At 69.5% G+C, this 19,949-nt stretch carries 17 protein-coding genes; 5 read left to right on the top strand and 12 right to left on the bottom strand.

All coding sequences use genetic code 11. The features are described 5' to 3' along the window. Positions 1 to 62: 62 nt before the first annotated feature. Positions 63 to 686, bottom strand: a complete 624-nt coding sequence (locus tag MCHT01_RS00225; protein ID WP_067060749.1) for a c-type cytochrome — start codon at positions 684 to 686, stop codon at positions 63 to 65. A 238-nt stretch (positions 687 to 924) separates the two neighbouring features. Here MCHT01_RS00225 and yihA point away from each other — a divergent pair, with 238 nt between their 5' ends. Next, positions 925 to 1,875: a ribosome biogenesis GTP-binding protein YihA/YsxC gene (gene yihA / locus MCHT01_RS00230; protein ID WP_439956145.1), complete on the top strand. Its 951-nt coding sequence runs from the start codon at positions 925 to 927 to the stop codon at positions 1,873 to 1,875. 82 nt (positions 1,876 to 1,957) lie between these two features. Here the strand turns inward: yihA and MCHT01_RS00235 are convergent, their stop codons facing one another. From MCHT01_RS00235 to MCHT01_RS00285, 11 genes are all read right to left on the bottom strand, one after another. Then, a complete protein-coding gene (locus MCHT01_RS00235) occupies positions 1,958 to 4,348 on the bottom strand; it encodes a patatin-like phospholipase family protein (RefSeq protein WP_084451432.1) in 2,391 nt (796 codons plus the stop codon). Positions 4,349 to 4,430: 82 nt separating this feature from the next. Continuing rightward, a complete protein-coding gene (locus tag MCHT01_RS00240; protein ID WP_067060752.1) occupies positions 4,431 to 6,485 on the bottom strand; it encodes a DUF1631 family protein in 2,055 nt (684 codons plus the stop codon). A 271-nt stretch (positions 6,486 to 6,756) separates the two neighbouring features. Next, entirely contained in the window at positions 6,757 to 8,394 is a 1,638-nt protein-coding gene (gene groL / locus MCHT01_RS00245; protein WP_067060755.1) for a chaperonin GroEL, read from the bottom strand. Positions 8,395 to 8,447: 53 nt separating this feature from the next. Further along, a complete protein-coding gene (groES, locus tag MCHT01_RS00250; protein ID WP_067061246.1) occupies positions 8,448 to 8,738 on the bottom strand; it encodes a co-chaperone GroES in 291 nt (96 codons plus the stop codon). A gap of 197 nt (positions 8,739 to 8,935) precedes the next feature. After that, positions 8,936 to 9,223 (bottom strand): hypothetical protein, encoded by a 288-nt coding sequence (locus MCHT01_RS00255; protein WP_067060757.1) that lies wholly within the window; start codon positions 9,221 to 9,223, stop codon positions 8,936 to 8,938. Further along, positions 9,202 to 9,420, bottom strand: a complete 219-nt coding sequence (locus MCHT01_RS00260; protein ID WP_067060759.1) for a hypothetical protein — start codon at positions 9,418 to 9,420, stop codon at positions 9,202 to 9,204. Before MCHT01_RS00260 ends, MCHT01_RS00255 begins: the two co-directional genes overlap by 22 nt. A 101-nt stretch (positions 9,421 to 9,521) precedes the next feature. Then, positions 9,522 to 9,734, bottom strand: a complete 213-nt coding sequence (locus tag MCHT01_RS00265) for a cold-shock protein (RefSeq protein ID WP_067060761.1) — start codon at positions 9,732 to 9,734, stop codon at positions 9,522 to 9,524. 233 nt (positions 9,735 to 9,967) lie between these two features. Further along, on the bottom strand, positions 9,968 to 11,377 hold the full coding sequence (locus MCHT01_RS00270) for a capsular polysaccharide export protein, LipB/KpsS family (protein WP_067060764.1): 1,410 nt from the start codon (positions 11,375 to 11,377) through the stop codon (positions 9,968 to 9,970). 120 nt (positions 11,378 to 11,497) lie between these two features. After that, entirely contained in the window at positions 11,498 to 12,988 is a 1,491-nt protein-coding gene (locus MCHT01_RS00275) for a lipopolysaccharide biosynthesis protein (protein WP_067060767.1), read from the bottom strand. Positions 12,989 to 13,083: 95 nt separating this feature from the next. After that, a complete protein-coding gene (locus MCHT01_RS00280) occupies positions 13,084 to 13,617 on the bottom strand; it encodes a Csu type fimbrial protein (RefSeq protein WP_245643109.1) in 534 nt (177 codons plus the stop codon). A 214-nt stretch (positions 13,618 to 13,831) separates the two neighbouring features. Further along, positions 13,832 to 14,293, bottom strand: coding sequence for an Lrp/AsnC family transcriptional regulator (locus MCHT01_RS00285; protein ID WP_067060770.1), 462 nt, complete (start codon positions 14,291 to 14,293; stop codon positions 13,832 to 13,834). A gap of 103 nt (positions 14,294 to 14,396) precedes the next feature. Here MCHT01_RS00285 and MCHT01_RS00290 point away from each other — a divergent pair, with 103 nt between their 5' ends. The 4 genes from MCHT01_RS00290 (at position 14,397) to MCHT01_RS00300 (ending at position 19,949) form a co-directional block, all read left to right on the top strand. After that, positions 14,397 to 16,667 (top strand): aminotransferase class V-fold PLP-dependent enzyme, encoded by a 2,271-nt coding sequence (locus MCHT01_RS00290; RefSeq protein WP_067060775.1) that lies wholly within the window; start codon positions 14,397 to 14,399, stop codon positions 16,665 to 16,667. Between the two features lie 49 nt (positions 16,668 to 16,716). Continuing rightward, entirely contained in the window at positions 16,717 to 17,052 is a 336-nt protein-coding gene (locus MCHT01_RS00295; protein WP_067060778.1) for a YnfA family protein, read from the top strand. A 175-nt stretch (positions 17,053 to 17,227) separates the two neighbouring features. Further along, on the top strand, positions 17,228 to 18,349 hold the full coding sequence (locus tag MCHT01_RS25925; RefSeq protein WP_218017842.1) for a hypothetical protein: 1,122 nt from the start codon (positions 17,228 to 17,230) through the stop codon (positions 18,347 to 18,349). A 196-nt stretch (positions 18,350 to 18,545) separates the two neighbouring features. Continuing rightward, positions 18,546 to 19,949, top strand: a complete 1,404-nt coding sequence (locus tag MCHT01_RS00300) for a glycoside hydrolase family 30 protein (protein WP_084451448.1) — start codon at positions 18,546 to 18,548, stop codon at positions 19,947 to 19,949.

Below are 19,949 nucleotides of genomic sequence, written 5' to 3' on the forward strand. Positions count from 1 at the left end.
AGGCCGGTGAACGATCACCGGCCTCACGGGGGCTTGACGTGCTCGAGGCGCGCCGTGCGCGCTCAGCGCAGGCCGGCGATGTAGTCGGCGACGGCCTTGATTTCCTTGTCGCTCAGCTTGGCGGCGATGGCCACCATCTGCGGGCTGTTGGCCCGGGTGCCGGCGCGGAACAGGTTGAGCTGCTTCTCGGTGTAGGCCGTGTGCTGGCCGCCCAGGCGGGGGTACTGGGCCGGGATGCCGGCGCCGTTGGGGCTGTGACAGCCGGCGCAGGCGGGGACCATCTTGTCGGCGATGCCGCCGCGGTAGATCTTCTCGCCCAGCGAGATCGTCTCCTTGTTGGTGGCCGAACCCGGCTTGGCCTGCTTGCTGGCGTAGAACGCGGCGACGTCGCGGATCTCGGCGTCGGACAGCATCTTGGCCTGCGGGCCCATCACGTCGTCCTTGCGCTTGCTGTCCTTGAACTCGTGCAGCTGCTTGACCAGGTAGTCGGCGTGCTGCCCCTGGATGATCGGGTAGCCCGGCTGGCCCCGCGACCCGTCGATGGCATGGCAGGTGAAGCAGATCTGGGCGGCTTTGGCCTGGCCCTTGGCCAGGTCGGGTTTGGGTTGACCCGTTTGCGACTCGGCGGCCCAACTGGGGCCGGCGACAAGAACCAGGCTCGACAACAAGAAAGCGGCAGTCTTCATGAATGTTGAGGGGTTGGGTGAGCGCAGCCGGGGGATCTTACAATGCACCTCTTTGACGCCCCGCTGCGCGATGACCGATTCCAACAAGAAACCCGCCTCGGCGGCCTCAGGGAAACCCGCAGGCCGTGGCGCGGGGCGCGCCGCTCCCAAAGCACGCAAGCAAGGCCCCGGCAAGACCGGCATGCGCGCGGCCGCCAAGGCCCGCGACAAGGCCCGGCGCAAGGCGGAAGAGCAAGGCGTGACCCTCCCCGCGAAGGCGCCCGCCGCCGCGCTGACGCCGGCGCAGCAGGCGCTGGCCTGGGCGCACACCGCGCGCTTCCTGACGACTGCGAGCCAGCTCAAGCACCTGCCGGTGAACGGCGTGCTGCCCGCCGAGGCGCGCGCCGCCGCGCTGGAAGCGCGGCTCGCGGCCGAGCAGGACGGCGTCGACCTGGCGGAGTCGCACGACCTGGACGGACCGCTGGACGCGGGTGTCGACGAGGGCCTCGGGCAAGACCTGCCCCCGCGCCAGCTGCCGGAGATCGCCTTCGTCGGTCGCTCCAACGCCGGCAAGTCGACGGCGATCAACACGCTGGCGCAGCAGAAGCGCCTGGCCTTCGCGTCCAAGACGCCGGGCCGCACCCAGCACATCAACCTGTTCGCGGTCGGCCCGAAGGACGCGCCGGACGCGCTCTTCGCCGACCTGCCCGGCTACGGCTACGCCGCCGTGGCCCGCGACGCCAAGCTGCGCTGGCAGCGCGTCATGGCCGACTACCTGGGCGAGCGTGAATCGCTGTCCGGCGTCGTGCTGATGGTGGACTCGCGGCTGGGCCTGACCGAGCTGGACAAGCAGCTGCTGGAGTTCGTCTCCGACCGCGTGACCGCCGGCGAGATCAGCCTGCTGCTGGTGCTGACCAAGGCCGACAAGCTCAACCGCAAGGAGGGCGCGGCCGTGATGGCGCAGGTGCAGAAGGACATCGCCGTCCTGGCCACCGAGGACTCCGACATCGGCATCACGCTGTTCTCCGCGCTGAACAAGCAGGGCGTGGGCGACGTCGCCGAGCTGCTCTACGAGTGGGCCCATCGCGAGCCGCGCGAATACGTCGAGGACGAGGACCTCGAGGGCGCGGAAGCCGACGGGGCGGAGGCTGACGACGAGGCCGACGGCGACGAGCCGGACGCCCGGCCCGAGGCGGACGCCCCGCGCTGAGCCCGAGGCACCGCCAGCCCCACGAGACCAGGCCGTCGATCGACGGCCTTTTTCATGCGCGCGGCGTCGGTGGCGGTCGGTGTCAGGGCCGGCCGATGAACACGTAGAACGCGGTCCCGCCGCGCGGCGCGTAGCCGATGCCCACGTACAGCGGGCCCAGTCCCGTGTCGGAACCGAGGAAGACGCTGCTCGCGTAACGCAGGTCCTTGAGGCTGATGTCGCGCCGCGAGGCCCAGGTGTTGCCCGCCTCCAGCGTGCCGCCCAGGAAGAAGCCGCGCGACAGGAAGGGCGTGTCGTTGAGTCGGCGGTAGTACGTGGCTCGCGTGAACAGCAGCGCGTTGCCGCTGAGCTGGTTGGGCTGGTAGCCCGACAGCTGGTGGAAGCCGCCCAGCGTGTCGCCGCCCAGCCCCGAGTCGTCCGGCTGCTGCGCCGCCAGCCCCTTGGCATAGAAGCTCAGCGTGTGGCCGCCGAAGCTGCGCACCACCGTCCCGTCCAGGTTCAGGCGCAGGAAGCGGCCGCTGGTGAGATTGCGGTTGTCCTGGCGGCCGCCCGAGGCGTCGACGGTGAAGCGGTAGCCGTGCTGCGGGAAGTTGGCGAAGTCCAGCTGGTCCACCACGGTGCGCAGCCGGATGCCGCGCTCGTAGCTGGTCCAGCGCAGCTTGCCGAGCTCCGGCGTCGAGGTCGCCGTCGTGATCAGGTCCGGCTTGGCGTAGCGGATCCGCGAGATCGCGCCCAGGCGCACCTCGCCCCAGCGGCCCCAGGGCTGACCCAGGTCGAAGCCGATGGCCGCGTCGCGGCGCACCAGCCGCGCCTGGCCCAGGCTGTCCAGGTCCCGGCTGCTGTCGTCGTAGATGATCTGCTTGCGCTGGTTGGCCTCGGCCCAGCCGCTGACGAACCAGTCGTCCGCCACGCCCAGCTTGATGCCCAGCGGGTGGTAGAGCTCGGTGTACAGCCGCGGCGTCTCGCCGATCGTGACCTGGTTGCGCCATTCGGTGCCGGTGTCGGTCAGCCAGTGGCGGTTGTGGCTCAGCCGCAGGTTGAAGAAGCTGTCGCCGCCGGAGTCCGTCGACAGGTCCATGCCGATGCGGAAGTAGTTCGGGCCCCAGGGCTTGTCGTCCATGTTGAAGACCAGGGTCTCGCCCTCGGCGCGCTGCTCGACGTGATAGTCGACGCGGTCGTAGTCGCCGCTGGAGGACAGGAAGCGCATGTCGCGCTCGGCCTTCTCGTTGTTGAAGGCCTCGCCGGGCTTGGACTCGAGCTGGCTGCGCAGCCGCTCCGGGTTGGTCAGCTCGGTGCCCTCGAGCTTCACCGCCGCCAGCATCACCGTCGGCGTCTTCAGGCCCAGCCGGCCCAGGCGCCAGTCGGCATAGGTCCTGCTGTCGACCGCGTAGGCGCGCAGCTGCGGCAGCAGCGCCTCGGCGGCGTCCTCGCCGGCCTTGATGAAGTCGCGCACCTTGTCGAAGTCGCCCGAGGTCAGCTTGCCCAGCTGGGGCGTGACCAGCAGGTCCTCGCCCGCGGTCATGCTGGCGATGGAGCGCTGCACGTTCTGCTCGGTGAGGATGTTGATCATCTGCGCCGTCAGGCCGATCAGCGAGTTCAGCGAGTCCCGCCCGCCCACCGGCGTGCCGACGTTGACCGCGATCAGGCGGTCCGCGCCCATCTCGCGCGCGACGTCGATCGGCAGGTTGTTGACCAGGCCGCCGTCGCCCAGGATGCGGTCCTCCCATTCGACCGGCGCGAAGATGCCGGGCACGCTCATGCTGGAGCGCAGCGCCAGCGCGAGGTCGCCTTCCGCGAGCACGCGCTCGTGCCCGTTCTCCATGTCGGTGGCGACGGCGCGGAACGGGGTGGGCAGGCGGTCGAATTGGCGCACGTTGCGCACCGGCAGCGTCAGGCGCCGCAGCAGCGCCTCCAGCCCGCGGCTGGACAGCGTGCCGGTGGGGACGCGGACCTCGCCGTTGCGCAGCCCGAATTCGATGGTGGCGGAGAACTCGAAGTCCTCCTCCTTGCGGCGCTGGGACAGGTCCTGGCGGTCGACGCGGCTGGCGAAGAGGCGGTCCCAGGCGATCCGGGTCAGCTCGCGGTCCAGGTCCTCGGCCGACATGCCGCTCGCGTAGAGCCCGCCGATGATCGCGCCCATCGAGGTGCCGGTGATCACGTCGACGGGGATGTGCTCGCGCTCCAGCACCTTGAGCACGCCCACGTGGGCCAGGCCGCGGGCGCCGCCGCCGGACAGCACCAGACCCAGGCGCGGACGGTGGGCCTGCTCGGCCGCGGTCGCGGGGACCGGGCCGGGGGGCGGATTGGGCGGGACGGTCTGCGCGTGCGCCGCGGGCAGGGTCAGCGCCGCGGCCAGGAACAGACCGGCGAGGCTGGCGGGGCCGATCAGGCCGCCGAGGCCGTCGCCGGAGCGGGCGAGGCCGGGAATGCGGAGGCCGCGGGCGCGGCGGGCGGCGCGAGAGACAGCAGGCATGGGACGCGGGGCGGAGCGGCGATCGGTCGGTGCGAGGCGCGCCGGCGCAGGGCCGGGCGGGCGCATTGTGACCGAGCCGCGCTCAGCTCGCGCGATCCAGGTCCTGCATCAGCGTGCCGATGGCGCGTTGCAGCAACGGCTCGTCCTCGAGCTGCGTGATCAGGCCATTGGCCACCAGCTGCTCCAGCGCGCCGCGCGTGATCGAGTGGCGCTCGTCCGGCACCTGGCCGACGAAGAGGAAGAGCTGACGGCTGTCGCTGATCCACGCCACCTGGGCGGTGATCCATTCGCTCTGCAGGAACAGGTGGTACCAGCCGCCGATCTGCACGCCGGCGATCCAGTCCTGCAGCGCGGCCTGCGCATGCGGCGAATGCTCGTCGCTGTAGAGCGCGACCGGCACGGTGGGCAACTGGCCGCGGTCCACGCGCTCGTGGGCCCAGCGCGAGGGCAACTGCGACTCGCGCTCGTCCAGCAGTTGCTGGAGCACCTCCTCGGGCGTGAGGGCGGGGCGCTTGGGCGAGGATGCGGGCGGTGCGGTGTCCTCGACCGCGGGCAGCCCGCGCAGCACGCGTCCGTGCTGACGCATCAGCTCGTCCATGAAGGCCTGGCGCTGGATCTGCGGCAGCGCGATCGAGTCCATGCCCTGGTCCAGCGCGCGGATCAGCTGCGGCAGCTGGGTGCGCAGACGCTGGCGGTCGGCCTCGTCCGGATGCGGCTGCACGCTGTGCAGCAGCGCGTCGACCAGTTCGACGGTCGCCTGGGCCTGCGCCGCGTCGCGGCCGTGGTGGACCATGGCCTGGGCGATCACCTCGACCCAGGGACCGAGCAGGAAGCGCCGCATCAGCTTGCCGGCGAGCGCGTCGTCGAGCTGGTGCTGCAGCTGGTCGCGCAGCATGCGCTTCCATTCCTGACGCTGCTGCTCGCGGTCCAGCCGCTCCAGCGCCACGGCGCTGCGCTGGCCGCGGGCCTCGGCCCCGGCGCGGATGTGGGCGTCGACCTGCACCAGCGCCTGCTGGAACTGCAGGGCCGAGGGGTGGGCGGCGTCCAGCAGCGGCTGGATGGCCTTCTCGAGGAAGCTCAGGAAGCTGCGCAGCTCGGCGTCGTCGGGCCGGGCGAAGCCGGCGCCGTGCGCGGCGATGCGGTTCAGCAGCAGCCAGGTCGGATGCTCCTGGCGGCGCAGCAGGGTGGCGTCCTCGCGGGACAGGCGCACGATGGCGACCTGCAGCCGGCCCATCAGCACCTTGAGCGGGGGCTGCAGGCGGTCGTCGGCCAGGATCTGGTCGTACAGGCGCGAGAGCAGGTCGGAGCCCGGCGCGCCGGTGCCCGGGCCCAGGCGCATCGTGACCGTCGGCGCGGCGGCCGGGGAGGTCGCGGGCGCCAGCGCCGCGGCGCGGGTGTTCATCAGGTCCAGCTTCATCGCGACCTGGTCCAGCGTCGCGGCCGGCGTCGGCGGGGGCGAGCTCGGTTCGGTCAGCGTCTTGAACTGGCGCAGGCGCAGGTCGGATTCCTTCAGCGCGCTGCCGTGGCTGGTCAGCAGGCCGCCGAGCTGGGCCTGGCGCAGTTCCGCGCACAGCTCGGTGTAGATCGGTTGCAGCTTGAGCGCCAGCGGGTGCGCGGCCACGCGCATCAGCGCATAGCGGCCCTCGGGGTCGAGGTCCACGCCCTCGACCGCGCGCGACAGCGCCTGCGCGAACACGGCGGCGCGCAGCGGGTTGTCGTTCTTCAGGGGGCGGGCGATGCCGCGCAGCGCGGCGAAGAAGTTGCCCAGCTGGTGCAGCTCGGCCCTGGCCTGGTCCTCGATGGCGGTGATGACGTGCGCGATCGCGACGTCCTTCAGCGCCTGGTTCTCGTCCACCAGGCTGAGGCTCAGGTCGCCGAAGTCCGGCGCCGCCGAGCGGTCCCGCTGCAGCGGATCACGGCCGGTGCGGGCCGAGGCCAGCAACTGGTTCAGCGAGGCTTCCAGGTCGTTGGCGAACTGCGCCCGCCGCTTCGACCACCCCGCCAGCAGCTGGTGGTGCTCGAGGCGGCTCTTGAGCTCATCCTGGATGCCGTTGTAGAGCGCATGCGACAGCGCCGGCACGTGGGCCAGGGCGGCATCGATGATGTTCGCGAGGGAGGGATGGGACGATGGAACCATCTTGCTTTTCAATGTTCGGCCGCATTATGAGCGCCCCTTGTTTGAGGTACATCCCCTGGTGCGGTGGTCGCGCGGCGCCGGGGGCGATCTTCACGCGACCTGAACGCCCGGCCCCTCGCGCCCGGCAATCGCCTCGCCCGGAGCGAGCCGTCCCCGTTGAGCGGGAGAGAAGCCGCCAATGAAAAAGGGGTCGCCGAAGCGACCCCTTGTCGTGCGATCGACCGGGCGGTGGAGCGCGAGGCTCCGGCCGTCCGTGTCGGCCGCGCGGGACTTACATGTCCATGCCCATGCCGCCCATGCCGCCCGGCATCGCGGGGCCGGCCGACTCGTCCTTCGGCGTTTCGGCGACCATGCATTCGGTCGTCAGCATCAGCGAAGCGACCGAAGCGGCGTTCTGCAGCGCGGTGCGGGTCACCTTGGTCGGATCCAGGATGCCCATCTCGATCATGTCGCCATACGTGCCGTTGGCGGCGTTGTAGCCTTCGTTGCCCTTGCCGGCCAGCACGGCGTTCACGACGACCGACGATTCCTCGCCGGCGTTGTAGACGATCTCGCGCAGCGGGGCTTCGATGGCCTTCAGGATCAGCTTGATGCCGGCGTCCTGGTCGGCGTTGTCGCCCTTGATGGCGCCAGCGGCCTGACGGGCGCGCAGCAGCGCGACGCCGCCGCCGGCCACGATGCCTTCTTCAACGGCGGCACGGGTGGCGTGCAGCGCGTCTTCGACACGGGCCTTCTTTTCCTTCATCTCGACTTCGGTGGCGGCACCGACCTTGATGACGGCCACGCCGCCGGCCAGCTTGGCCACGCGCTCTTGCAGCTTCTCGCGGTCGTAGTCGCTGGTGGCGTCTTCGATCTGGATGCGGATCTGCTTGACGCGGGCCTGGATGTCGTCGGCGGCGCCGTTGCCGTCGATGATCGTGGTGTTTTCCTTGCCCACTTCGATGCGCTTGGCCTGGCCCAGGTCGGCCAGGGTGACCTTCTCGAGCGACAGACCCACTTCTTCAGCGATCACCTTGCCGCCGGTCAGGATGGCGATGTCTTCCAGCATGGCCTTGCGACGGTCGCCGAAGCCCGGCGCCTTCACGGCCACGACCTTCAGGATGCCGCGGATGGTGTTGACCACCAGGGTCGCCAGCGCTTCGCCGTCGACTTCTTCAGCAATGATCAGCAGCGGACGGCCGGCCTTGGCGACGGCTTCCAGCGTGGGCAGCAGATCGCGGATGTTCGAGATCTTCTTGTCGAAGAGCAGGACGAACGGGTTGTCCAGAATCGCGGATTGCTTTTCCGGGTTGTTGATGAAGTAGGGCGACAGGTAGCCGCGGTCGAACTGCATGCCTTCGACGATGTCGAGCTCGTTGTCCAGGCTCTTGCCGTCTTCGACGGTGATGACGCCTTCCTTGCCGACCTTGTCCATCGCCTTGGCGATGATCTCGCCGACGTCCGCGTCGGAGTTGGCCGAGATCGTGCCGACCTGGGCGATTTCCTTGGACGTGGTGGTGGCCTTGGAGGCCTTCTTCAGCTGCTCGACCAGGGCGGCGACGGCCTTGTCGATGCCGCGCTTCAGGTCCATCGGGTTCATGCCCGCGGCCACGTACTTCATGCCTTCGCGGACGATGGCCTGGGCCAGCACGGTGGCGGTGGTGGTGCCGTCACCGGCGTTGTCGGAGGTCTTGGAAGCGACTTCCTTGACCATCTGGGCGCCCATGTTCTGGAGCTTGTCCTTGAGCTCGATCTCCTTGGCGACCGAGACACCGTCCTTGGTGACGGTGGGGGCGCCGAAGGAGCGCTCCAGCACCACGTTACGGCCCTTGGGGCCCAGCGTGACCTTGACCGCGTTGGCCAGGATGTTCACGCCTTCGACCATGCGGGCACGGGCCTCGCCGCCGAAGACAACGTCTTTTGCTGCCATGTCTATCTCTCCGAATCTCTATCTGTATGAGGTGAGGTCTGTCGCGGTGTCGCTTACTTGGCGATGACGGCGAAGAGGTCCTCTTCGCGCATGACCAGCAGCTCGTCGCCGTCGACCTTGACGGCCTGGCCCGAGTACTTGCCGAACAGGACGCGGTCGCCGACGGCGACGTTCAGGGCGACGAACTCACCCTTGTCGTTGCGCTTGCCCGGGCCGACGGCCAGCACTTCGCCCTGGTCGGGCTTCTCGGCGGCGTTGTCGGGGATGACGATGCCGGAGGCCGTCTTCGTTTCGTTTTCCAGGCGCTTAACGATCACGCGATCGTGCAGAGGACGCAGATTCATCCAGATCTCCTTGACTGTGTCGGACTTGATTCCTGGACCCGCCGTGCGCTCATCGCCCGGCCAGCCCATCACAAGAAGTAAGCCCCGCGACCTGGGTCCGGGGCTTGTTAGCACTCGACCATCGCGAGTGCTAGCAGGGAGATTATATGGACGAGGTTTGACGTTTCAAGGGCGGAAGGATTTCCCCCTTGCGACGCTCAGTCCGGGATTCGCGTCGAGCCCGCCACGAAGATCCACCCGGGCGTGCCCCCGTCCGGGTCGAGCGCGCGCTGGATCAACGCGCGGGCGCCGGCCCGCGCCGCCTGGGGCACCTCGACCTGGAGGATCCGGCGGGCGACCGTGCCTTCGCGATGGAAGATCACCAGCCCCACCTCCGAGGCCGGCGGTGTCACGAGGACCAGGTCGAACGAGGCGATCCTCAGGTCGGCGAGATCCGCCAATTGGATCCGGACGCGCGTCGACGTCACCGCCGTCCCAGCGCCCATGCCATCCCTTCGTCCAGGGCGTACCGCTGGGCGCCGTCACAGGTGGCGAAGGTTTCCTTGAACCGGAAGATGCGATCCGTCGTGGCGGATCCGCGGCCGGATTGAATCGAGACCGAGGAGGCGAAGCGCCCGTCCCGGTCGGTGGAGGTCATCGGCGAGACGCGGAATCGTCCCACCTCGATGCTGGTGCCGTGCATGGCTCTCGCGTGTGGGCGTCCGCCGCTCGGACCAGGCGCCGTCGAAGGGGGAGAGCGTCGGCTCGCGTCGTCCGCTCCCATGGCGTCGAAGGATGACGGGATCAGACCGGGCGGATGTTCGTCGCCTGGAGACCCTTGAGGCCGTTCTTCGTCTCGAACTCCACCTTCGCGCCTTCGGCGAGCGTGCGGAAGCCTCCCGAGGACTGGATCTCGCTGTGATGGGCGAACAGGTCCTTGCTGCCGTCGGCCGGCGTGATGAAGCCGAAGCCCTTGTCGTCACTGAACCATTTCACGGTTCCGCTCTTGATCGTCATGATGTTCCTTGTCGTTGCGCATGCAGATTTACTCGGCGCACGAAGGTGTGCCGAGACAGAAACACTCAAGAGCAGTCAGCGGGGAGATGTTGCTGAAGCGAGCCGCTCGCGAGACAGGTCGGGGGTGACCAGCGGGGCCGCAGGAAAAAGACCTCAGGAGAAGGTCTTGCGCGAATCTATGGGCGGACTCTAGCACGCGGCCGCGGAAGGCCCGCGGCCGGTGCTCGAGCGCGTCAGGCCACGTGCAGGGGCTCGTCCTCGGGCAGGGCCGGCGCCGCGTCCCGCGGCGGCGTGAGCAGCTGCAGCACGCGCTCGACGCTGCGCAGCACGCCGTGGAGCTCCACCCGCGACCAGGTGCCGCTGATGAAGAAGACTTGCTTCAGGTAGTCCACGAAGGTCGCCGCGTCCGCGGCCATCTGCGGCGTCAGGCCGTCGGCCGCGCGGGCGAGCTGCGCCTCGGTGGCCGCCAGATCATCGACGGGGAAGCAGATTTCCGGGCGGGCGTAGAACGAGCGCCCGAAGGTCACGACCGGTTTGCCGGCGGCGATGGCCTGCAGGCCGGTGGACGAGTTCACCACCATCATCAGCGCGCAATCGCGGATCAACTGGTCGACGTTGAACTTCACCAGCCAGGTCACGTCCGGGAAGCGGCGCTTGAGCTCGGTGTAGTCGTGACGGAACAGGTCTTCGGGATGCTCCTTCACGACGATGCCGATGGAGGGCCCGAACTGGCGCCGAATGGCGGCGTGGCAATGCTCGAAGAAGGTCTCCATCGCGCGGAAGTGCGGCGAGTTCTCCAGGATCTGCGTGTCGTCGTGGACCTGGAAGGGGATGAAGACGTAGCGCTCCGGCAGGGCGATCTCGTCCACCGGCACGGCGGCGCGCCGGCGGCTCAGCTGGCGGGTCTTGAGCAGGCTGTTGCCGCGGTTCTCCGGGTACTTGCGCAGATGGGTGGGATCGAAACGGCGCAGCAGGAAGCGCTTGAGGTTGTAGGCGCGGCTGAACCCGGCGGTCGGGACCAGCGAGGTCATCGGCGCCGCGGCACCGACCGGGGCCGTCTCCACCCCTTCGACCGCGACGATCGGCATCGCCGTCATCACCGCCTGGCGCAGCGCGTCGAAGGGCAGCCGTGTCATCGAGGAGCCGCTGTTCACGCCCTCGTCGTCGATCTGCAGCGTCGCCGGGAAGTAGCCGTTCTCCATGAAGATCGTGCGCGCCCCGCGGCGCGCGGCCAGCACCGACAGTGCCTTGCCGATGAACTCGCTGCCGTTCCACACCAGCACCGCCTCGGGCCGGTGCCGGTCCAGCGCGATCTCCATCGCGGCGCCAATGCGTTCCAGACGGGCGCGCCAGTCGGCGGTGCGGGCCGGCGCGGGCGCCTTGGACATCGAGAAGCCCAGGATCTCGGCCGCTTCCGCATCGGTGAAGACCGGGGTCGCGGGCAGGGGCAGGCGGCTGGGATCCTCGGGCCAGGCGGGCGCGCCCTGCAGGCGCAGCCAGTCCCGCTCGCGCGGCGTGAAGGCCAGGAACATCGCGGGCCAGCCCGCCCGCTCCAGGCCATGCGCGAGCTGCCACAGATACGGCAACTGCGAGTGATAGACGGCCGCGATCAGCAGCCGGGCTTGCGCGTGTTGCTGCCCCATCCTCTTCCCCCTGAACCTCTCGTCGTCGGCCTCTGCGGGCCGAAAACGCGAATGTTAAGGGTCCTCACGCCCCATTCACACAGGGTTCACGCCGATTTGAGGGGGCTGGGAGGGGCGCGGTCAGGCCTTGTCAGTGTCTTCGGTGACAGGCGCCGCGGGCGCCGCCTTGGCCTGCTTGCCGGCGCGCCAGTGGCCCCAGGCGGCGATCAGCAGCGAGCGCTGTGTCACCAGGGCCGCCACGCAGACCAGCGCCGCGCCGACCGTGTACCGCAGCGGATCGGTGACGGTGTTCATGGCCCAGCCCAGCGCGAAGAAGGGCGCCCCCAGCGCGATGTCCCGCAGGGGCAGGGTCAGGCCCAGCCGGCGGTACTGGTCGATGCCGCGGATCGTGGCCAGCACCACGGCCGCGCTCATCGTGGCCACCACGGTGCCCCAGACGCCGAAGGCCGGCACCAGCGCGACGCTGGCCACGGCCGCCGCCAGCGCCGACACCAGGCTGGTCGCGAAGATCGCGCCAGTGCGGCGCTGCTGCTGGTAGAGCACGTCGTAGAGCCCGCCGACGCACAGCAGGAAGACCGCCAGCAGCAACGGCGGCACGTAGGTGCGCGCCTGGGCGTAGGACGGGTCGATCATCAGCGCGAAGAAGGGCCGCAGGAACAGCGCGATCAGCCCCAGCGCCACCAGCCCCAGCCGGGCGTAGGCGCCCAGCGCGCGGCGGTAGAAGGCGACCTGCTCCTCGCGGTCGCCGTGGGCCGACTGGCGCAGCACCGCGTCCTGCCAGGCCATGTAGTAGGTGATGTTGAGCATGGCCACCACCGCGGGCAGCTTGTCCGAGACGGCGAAGTCCGCCACCTCCTGCAGCCCATGGGAATGGCCCAGCGTGTAGCGCCCGATCATGCGGATCACCCACCAGCTCACCGCCGCCGGCACCAGCGGCAGCGAGTAGGCCAGCATGGGCTTGAGCACCGCCAGCGAGAACAGCCGCGGCCGCACCAGGCGCGCGCCGGTGTCCTTGCACAGCAGGTAGATGAGCATGGACGCCGACGCCGCGGTCATCGCGCCCAGGTAGCCCAGCGCGCCGAGCTTGAACACGCCCAGCAGCAGCAGGCTGCTGCCGGCCATGGCGCTGGCGTTGACGATGGCCGCGCCGGCGTAGGCGGAGCGGTCGCCGACCACGCGGGTGGTCTGCTGGAAAAACTCGGCGGGGATGCGCAGGACCGTCCAGGCCAGCAGCAGCCAGGGGTGCGGCAGCGGGATGTCCGCCAGCGCCAGCACGCCCCAGACCAGCGCCGAACCGGCGATCGCGTTGATCGTCGTCAGCCCCAGCACCGAGGTGATCATCGCGGCGCGACGGTCGGTGTCGGGCTCGTCCCAGAGCGCGCGGTAGATCGCGTCGAACAGGCGCAGGGTCACCACGGTGCCGAAGAGCGTGGAGCCGGTCAGCACCAGGTCCACGTAGCCGTAGGCCTCCTTGCTCAGCACCGCCGTGTAGAACGGCAGCATCAGGAAGCCGGCGAAACGGGTGAACAGCATGCCCACGGCATACAGACCCACGCCGCGCAACAGCGCGGCCTCGCGGCTGGGACCGGGTCCCGGTTTCACGGCGCTCAATCGGACTCCTTCGGGGGCGGGCTGCGTCTGGAGGCGGCATTGTGCCGCTCGCGCGCGTCCCGTCCGCGGGCGCGCCGGAGCGCCCGGCGTCGCGATCAGTAAGTGACCGTGACGGTGACCGTGTCGGTGTAGGTGCCCGGGATCACGCCGCTCAGCGACGGGATGCGGCCGTAGACCGTCAGGGACTGGGCGCTGCCGGAGCCGGTGCCGGACTTGGTGCTGGAGCTGGCGGTGCCGTCGCCCCAGACCGTGGTGCGGCCGGAGTCCAGGTACAGCTGGTAGCCCAGGGTGTTGGCGCCGCTCTTCATCGTGCGGGCCGTGAAGTTGGAGGCGCCGCCCGCGTTGGTGCCGGCGTTCAGCGACACGGCGTAGGGGGTGGTGTTGGAGCAGGTGACCGTCAGGGTCGAGGCGGCGTCCAGCGGCACGGCGGTGGCCAGCGGGTCGATGGTGCTGCCGAAGTTCAGCGTGCTGCCCGAGACCGTGCAGGAGCTGGTGATGGTGGCCGTGACCTGGAAGGTGCTGGTGACCGTCAGCGCGTTGGCGGACATCTGCGCGGCGACCGAGGCGGCCATCAGGCCCAGACCGACGACCAGGCGCTTGGCGACTTGCTTGCTCGAGAACTTGTTCATGGCGACCCCCTGTTTGCGATGGACAAATCTTCGGCGTTACGCCTTGTGACTTGCAGAAGCCGATCGCGGCAGGGCGGGTCGGGGGAATCCGAGAAGCGGGTGTAGGCAATGCGCCGACAGCCGTCAGCGCGGGAGGGGGCGGGTAATCCCGCGCCTGGCGGGCCCGTCGGGGGCAGGCCGGACGGTGCTCAGAGGGAGCGTCGCGGGCACGGGCTCATCCGATGTAGGACAAGGGCAGCGCCGTGGTGAACTTCAGCTCCTCCATGGCGAAGCTGGAGCTGACGTCGAAGAGCTGGGTGCCCGCGATCAGGCGCTTGTAGACCTGGTCGTAGGCGGCGATGTCGGGGACGACCACGCGCAGCAGGTAGTCGACATCGCCGCTCATCCGGTAGAACTCGACCACCTCGGGGATGGCCTCGACGGCCGCGCGGAACTGCTCGAACCAGCCCTGACCGTGGACGTTGGTCTTGATCGAGACGAACACCGTCACCCCCACGTTCACCGCGTGCCGGTCCACCAGCATCACCTCGCGGGTGATCACGCCGGCCTCCTTCAGCCGCTGCACCCGGCGCCAGCACGGCGTCTGCGACAGGCCGACCCGGGCCGCCAGATCGGCGATCTGGACCGTCGCGTCCTCCTGCAGCACGGCGAGGATCTTGCGGTCGATGGAATCCAATTTCGTTTTGCTCATATGGATTGGAATCGAATGTCGTAAGAGGGCGTTCGCGGGCCGGATTTTGCACGTAGATTCCCCAGGCGCCTTCCGACAATCGCTGCCCATGGAAATCTATCTCGACGCCAACGCCACCACCCCCGTCCTGCCGCAGGCCCGCGCCGCCGCGCTGTCCGTGATGGCGGAGGCCTTCGGCAACCCCAGCAGCATCCACGGCAGCGGCCTGCGCGCCCGTGCCGTCCTGGACGAGGCCCGCGCCACCGCGCGCCGGGTGCTGGGCGCCTCGACCGGCCGGCTGCTGTTCACCAGCGGCGCCACCGAGGGCATCCAGACGGCCGTGCTGTCGGCGCTGACCGCGCTGCGCCGCCGCCGCGACACCGGCGAATCGCTGCCCCCGCAGCTGCTCTACGGCGCCACCGAGCACAAGGCCGTGCCCGAAGCGCTCAAGCACTGGAACGCCTTGCTGGGCCTGCACCTGAAGGTCGTCGCCATCCCGGTGGGCCTGGACGGGCGCCACGACCTGGCCTGGCTGCGCGAGCAGGCGCCGCAGGCGGGCCTGGTCTGCACCATGGCCGCCAACAACGAGACCGGCGTGATCAGCGACCTGGACGGCATCGCCGAGGCGCTGCAGGGCAGCCCGGCGCTGTGGCTGGTCGACGGCGTGCAGGCGCTGGGCAAGCTGGCGCTGGACCTGGACCGCCGCCCGATCGACTACGCACCCTTTTCCGGCCACAAGCTGTACGCCCCCAAGGGCATCGGCATGCTGTACGTGCGCGACGGCGCTCCCTTCACGCCGCTGATCGCCGGCGGCGGCCAGGAGGGCGCGCTGCGCTCGGGCACCGAGAACATGGCCGGGATCGCCGCGCTGGGCGCCGTGCTGAAGGCGCTGGAGTCCGGCGAGGTCTTCGCCTCCGCCCAGCGGCTGGCCGAGCGCCGCGAGCGCCTGGCCGCCGCGCTGCGCGACGCCTTCCCGGGCGTGGTCTTCAACGCCCCCTTCGCGCTCAGCCTGCCCACGACGCTCAATGTCTCGGTGCCGGGCCTGAGCGCCAAGCTGCTGCTGGACCTGTTCGACGCCGCCGGCCTGCGGGTGAGCGGGGGCTCGGCCTGCGGCGCCTCGCGCGCGCAGCCCAGCTATGTGCTGGAGGCGATGGGCCTGCCGGCCTGGCGCACGGCCGCCGCGGTGCGCCTGTCCTTCGGCGGCGCCGATGCCGACACGACGCTCGACGAAGCCTGCCGCCGCCTGCGCGCCTGCGGCGAGTCGCTGCGCGCGAGCTGCCAGATCCCGTCCGCCGACGAGGCCCCGCGCCACGCCGAGCGCCTGACCCGCTTCGTCGTCGACGGCGCCTGCTGCTACGTGGTGGCCGACGAGGCCAGCCGCCGCGCGGTCGTCATCGATCCGCTGCCCGAGCTGACCGAGCGCCTGGCGCAATGGATGCGATGTCGAGGAATCGCGCTCGCGGCGGTGCTGGACACGCACAGCCACGGCGATCACGCCTCGTCCGCGCCGGCGCTGCGCGCGGCCGCCAAGGACCTGCTCGCGCCCGAGGCGCAAGGCCATCGCGTCGACGCGCTGGGCTGGCCGCTGGATCAGGACCGCCTCGCGCTGGGCGCGCTGCGGCTGTCGCGGCTGGCGACGCCCGGCCACACCGAGGACGCCACCGCCTACCTGCTCCACGAGGGCGAGACCCTGCGAGCCGCCTTCGTCGGCGACACCGTGATGCCGGGCGCGCTGGGCCGCAGCGATTTCACGGTGAGCGCGCCGCTCGCCTTCGGCCCTTCGCTGAAGACGCTGGCGGAGCGCGTCGGCGCCGACGTCACGCTGCTTCCTGGGCATGACTACGACGACCGGTTCGCGACCACGCTCGCGATCGAGTCCCTCGCGCAGCCGCTGCTGGACGGCGTGCTGCGCGGCCGGCTGAGCGCCGAGGCCTTCGCCGCCGAGAAGGCGGAGCTCGAGCGCGATCTGCCGCCCACGGAGTACCAGACCATGGCCTGCGGTGCACGCGTGGCGTGCGCCCGCGCGGCCGAGCGCGTCGAGATGAGCGCCGCGGAGCTGCGCACGGCGCTGCGCGGCGCGGTCGCGCCGGTGCTGGTGGATGTCCGTGAGGACTACGAGGTGCGCCTGAGCCCCACCGGCGAGCTGGCGCCCGAGTCGGTGCCGCTGTCGACGCTGCTCAACGCGCTGCCGCGCTGGTCGGCGCTGCCGGCCGACGCGCCGGTGATCTTCTTCTGCCGCAGCGGCAATCGCAGCGCGCAGGCGGCGAAGGCGCTGCGCCGCTTCGGCCACGCGCAGGCCTGGAGCCTGGAGGGCGGCCTCGCGCTGTGGGACGCCGAGAAGATCTCGGCCCCGGCCGACGGGCTGGCCTTCGCGATCTGAGCTTGGGGGAGGGTCGGGGGCGTCCTGAGCGCCCCGACAATCCCCCGCCATGGACCTGCTCAAGACCTTCGCGCTGTTCGTCGTCACCGCGCTCGCCGAGATCGTCGGCTGCTATCTCCCCTGGCTCTGGCTGAAGCAGGACAAGTCCCCGTGGCTGCTGCTCCCCGCCGCGCTGAGTCTCGGCCTCTTCGCCTGGCTGCTGACCCTGCACCCCACCGCCGCGGGCCGCGTCTACGCCGCCTATGGTGGCGTCTACATCGGCGTGGCCGTGCTGTGGCTCTGGCTGGTCGACGGCATCTCGCCGACGACGACCGATCTCATCGGCGTGGCCGTCTGCTTCGTCGGCATGGGGATCATCATCGCGGGCGCGCGTCAGCCGGGCTGACCCTCCTCCTAGGCGCACGAGGCGCGCCGATTCAGCGATCTGCTGATGCCGCTTCCTCTCGACGCGATGGATCATGGCGCGTTGAGGAATCCAGTGGGACACGTCCATGTCGAATCGCCATCGATCGCCGAGGCCCCCTCTCGAGTTCGCTTCGTCGCGGCCGGCGGCCGAGTCGATGACGACGGGCTCGAAAGGCCCGGATGAGCGTCAGGCAAGCCAACCCGGCGGCGCCCGGTTGTCTCGGCAGCAAGCCCTGATCGAGTCTGTCCACCGATCCCCGCGGCAACTTGCGCAGCGCGCCAGCATCGCGAGACTTGCCGGGCATGGCGTGGTGCAGGGCTTCTTCAATGCCAAACGATATGGACACGCGGCTGCGCGATGGGCCGAAGCAGCCGAACGGGCTCAGCAGTTCGACGAGCAGCTGGATGAGCTGCAGATCAAGGAGAACGGGAAGGCGAGCGCGCTCAAGACCAATCTCGACTTCAAGGCGAATCACGCCGCCACCACCTTGGCGGGAGAAGCCGCGGAACCGGGGATGTGGCGTGTGGACAGCACAGAGCCGCCGTCCGTCATCGGACCTGGCGCCAAGGCTGGGGCCGATCTCTTCCGCTTCGATCTCTCGAAAAGGAAATCAGCCGGGTACAAGATCACGGGATCCTCGCTCCATGGTGAGGTCAAGACGATCGATGGGGATTCCTCGCAGGCCAAGGGGAACGCCAACTCCGCCATCGCCGATGCTCACCGCAAGAAGGCCCCCTCGGTCACGCTTTTGTCGGCGTTCAGCCCTGAAGCCAAGCAATCGTTCAATCGAGAGAATCAGCACTTCTCCCCGACACCCCGGCCTGGGTATCCCTCGATCACCGTTGATCACCACACGCCAGGCGGTACTTTCAACAAGAGCTACCCCTTGACGGTCTCCACGAACGAGAAGCCGAGAAAGAAGAAGTCTCCGTTCGGTCAGAAGAAGCGCACGAGAACCAATGATCAAGCGAAGACGAGGCCTTTGGCGTTGCCCCTGCTGGATGGGTCGTCAGAGTCCGACGACGACCGTACATCGGATCCCCGCGTTCGGCTTTCCTACGAGGGGGCGGAAAGACTCGATGACGAGACCTCCTCGTTCGGGCCGTCCGTGAAACTGAAACCGACCCGCAAGAGCGAGAGCAAGACGACCAAGAAGGAAAGCAAGAAGGAACCCAAGAAGGAATCGAAGGAATCCAAGAAGGGCTCCGGGAAGGGATCCAAGCAGGAAGAGAAGCCATTGGTCGACTTGTCCAGTGAAGGCGAAGAGTCCACCTGAGGCTGGTGAGCGACGCTGATCACAACGCGGCCCCTCGCCCACGGCGTGGGAGAGGGGTTTGGGGTGAGGGCCGTTGCAGACAGCGAGCCCCCCGGGACCACCCCCAATTTGACCGACCCGTCGATGCCCTTTATGCTCGGGTCATGAAAGCGCTTTCATAAAGCGCTCGCAGCATTGACCCGAACAGAGGCATTCCATGACGGAGACAAACACGGCGGGCGCTCGCGCGTCCCTGCGCTGGACGCTGTCCGCGAAAGGGGAGGAGCTCGCTTCCTCGACGCGCCTGGCCCCGCAGCCCGACCTCGGGCTCACCCCGATCGCCCACCTCACCCGCGACCCCGCCATCGGCGGCATGCCCAAGCTGGTGGTCAACTCCGCCAGGCGCTTCCAACGCATCGAAGGCTTCGGCGGGGCCTTCACCGAAGCCGCCGCGACCACCTGGCAACACCTGCCCCCCGCGGAAGCCCACGCGCTCCTCCTCGCCTACTTCGACGCGAACGCCGGACACGGGTACACCTTCAACCGCGTCCACATGAACAGCTGCGACTTCTCGCTCGGCAACTACGCCCATGCGGAGGTCCCCGGCGACGAGGCCCTCGCCCACTTCAGCATCGACCGTGACCGCCGTGCGCTGCTCCCGATGATCAAGGCCGCGCAGGCCATCGCGCCGACGCCGATGAAGCTGCTGGTCTCCCCCTGGAGCCCGCCCGCCTGGATGAAGACCAATGGCCAGATGAACCAGGGCGGCAAGCTGTTGCCGCAGTACGCCAGGGCCTGGGCCCAGTGCTACGTCCGCTTCATCCAGGCCTATGAGGCCGAGGGCGTGCCCATCTGGGGCGTCTCCGTCCAGAACGAACCCGACGCCACCCAGCGCTGGGACTCCTGCCTCTACTCCGCCGAGGAGGAACGCGACTTTGTCCGCGACCACCTCGGCCCCGCGCTGCACGCGGCCGGCCTCGCGCGCATCCGCATCGTCGTGTGGGACCACAACCGCGACCAGATGGTGCAGCGCGCCGACGTCGTCTACACCGACCCCGAGGCCGCGAAGTACGTCTGGGGCTGCGGCTTCCACTGGTACGTCGAGGACCACTTCGATCACGTGCAGCTGCTGCACGACGCCTACCCCGACAAGCAGCTGCTCTTCACCGAAGGCTGCCAGGAAGGCGGCCCGCACATCGGCGCCTGGGCCACCGGCGAGCGTTACGCCCGCAGCGTGATCAACGACCTCAACCGCTGGACCGTCGGCTGGATCGACTGGAACCTGCTGCTCGACGAGACCGGCGGACCGAACCACGTCGGCAACCTGTGCAGCGCGCCGATGCTCGCGGATCGGGCGCAGAACCGGCTGATGCCGCAGAGCTCCTACGACTACCTCGGCCACTTCAGCCGCTTCATCCGTCCCGGCGCGCATCGCGTGCTGTGCTCGGCGAGCAGCCAGGACCTGGAGTGCACCGCCGCCGTCAACGAGGACGGTACCCTCGTCGTCGTCGTGATGAACCGCAGCGAGCGCGCGCACCGATTCGTGCTGAACGTCGATGGACAGGCCTGCGTGGCCGATCTGCCGGCCCGCGCGATCGCGAGCTACGCGCTGCCGCGCTGA

Origin of the sequence: Mitsuaria chitosanitabida ATCC BAA-476 = NBRC 102408, assembly GCF_001598255.1 — a bacterium.
GTDB classification, from domain to species: Bacteria; Pseudomonadota; Gammaproteobacteria; order Burkholderiales; family Burkholderiaceae_C; genus Roseateles; species Roseateles chitosanitabidus.

Bases quoted from the DNA above. Each gene is read 5' to 3' on its own strand.
- MCHT01_RS00225 (WP_067060749.1), bottom strand. From the start codon at position 686: ATGAAGACTGCCGCTTTCTTGTTGTCGAGCCTGGTTCTTGTCGCCGGC.
- MCHT01_RS00235 (WP_084451432.1), bottom strand. From the start codon at position 4,348: ATGCCTGCTGTCTCTCGCGCCGCCCGCCGCGCCCGCGGCCTCCGCATT.
- MCHT01_RS00240 (WP_067060752.1), bottom strand. From the start codon at position 6,485: ATGGTTCCATCGTCCCATCCCTCCCTCGCGAACATCATCGATGCCGCC.
- groL (WP_067060755.1), bottom strand. From the start codon at position 8,394: ATGGCAGCAAAAGACGTTGTCTTCGGCGGCGAGGCCCGTGCCCGCATG.
- groES (WP_067061246.1), bottom strand. From the start codon at position 8,738: ATGAATCTGCGTCCTCTGCACGATCGCGTGATCGTTAAGCGCCTGGAA.
- MCHT01_RS00255 (WP_067060757.1), bottom strand. From the start codon at position 9,223: ATGGGCGCTGGGACGGCGGTGACGTCGACGCGCGTCCGGATCCAATTG.
- MCHT01_RS00260 (WP_067060759.1), bottom strand. From the start codon at position 9,420: ATGCACGGCACCAGCATCGAGGTGGGACGATTCCGCGTCTCGCCGATG.
- MCHT01_RS00265 (WP_067060761.1), bottom strand. From the start codon at position 9,734: ATGACGATCAAGAGCGGAACCGTGAAATGGTTCAGTGACGACAAGGGC.
- MCHT01_RS00270 (WP_067060764.1), bottom strand. From the start codon at position 11,377: ATGGGGCAGCAACACGCGCAAGCCCGGCTGCTGATCGCGGCCGTCTAT.
- MCHT01_RS00280 (WP_245643109.1), bottom strand. From the start codon at position 13,617: ATGAACAAGTTCTCGAGCAAGCAAGTCGCCAAGCGCCTGGTCGTCGGT.
- MCHT01_RS00290 (WP_067060775.1), top strand. From the start codon at position 14,397: ATGGAAATCTATCTCGACGCCAACGCCACCACCCCCGTCCTGCCGCAG.
- MCHT01_RS00295 (WP_067060778.1), top strand. From the start codon at position 16,717: ATGGACCTGCTCAAGACCTTCGCGCTGTTCGTCGTCACCGCGCTCGCC.
- MCHT01_RS25925 (WP_218017842.1), top strand. From the start codon at position 17,228: ATGACGACGGGCTCGAAAGGCCCGGATGAGCGTCAGGCAAGCCAACCC.
- MCHT01_RS00300 (WP_084451448.1), top strand. From the start codon at position 18,546: ATGACGGAGACAAACACGGCGGGCGCTCGCGCGTCCCTGCGCTGGACG.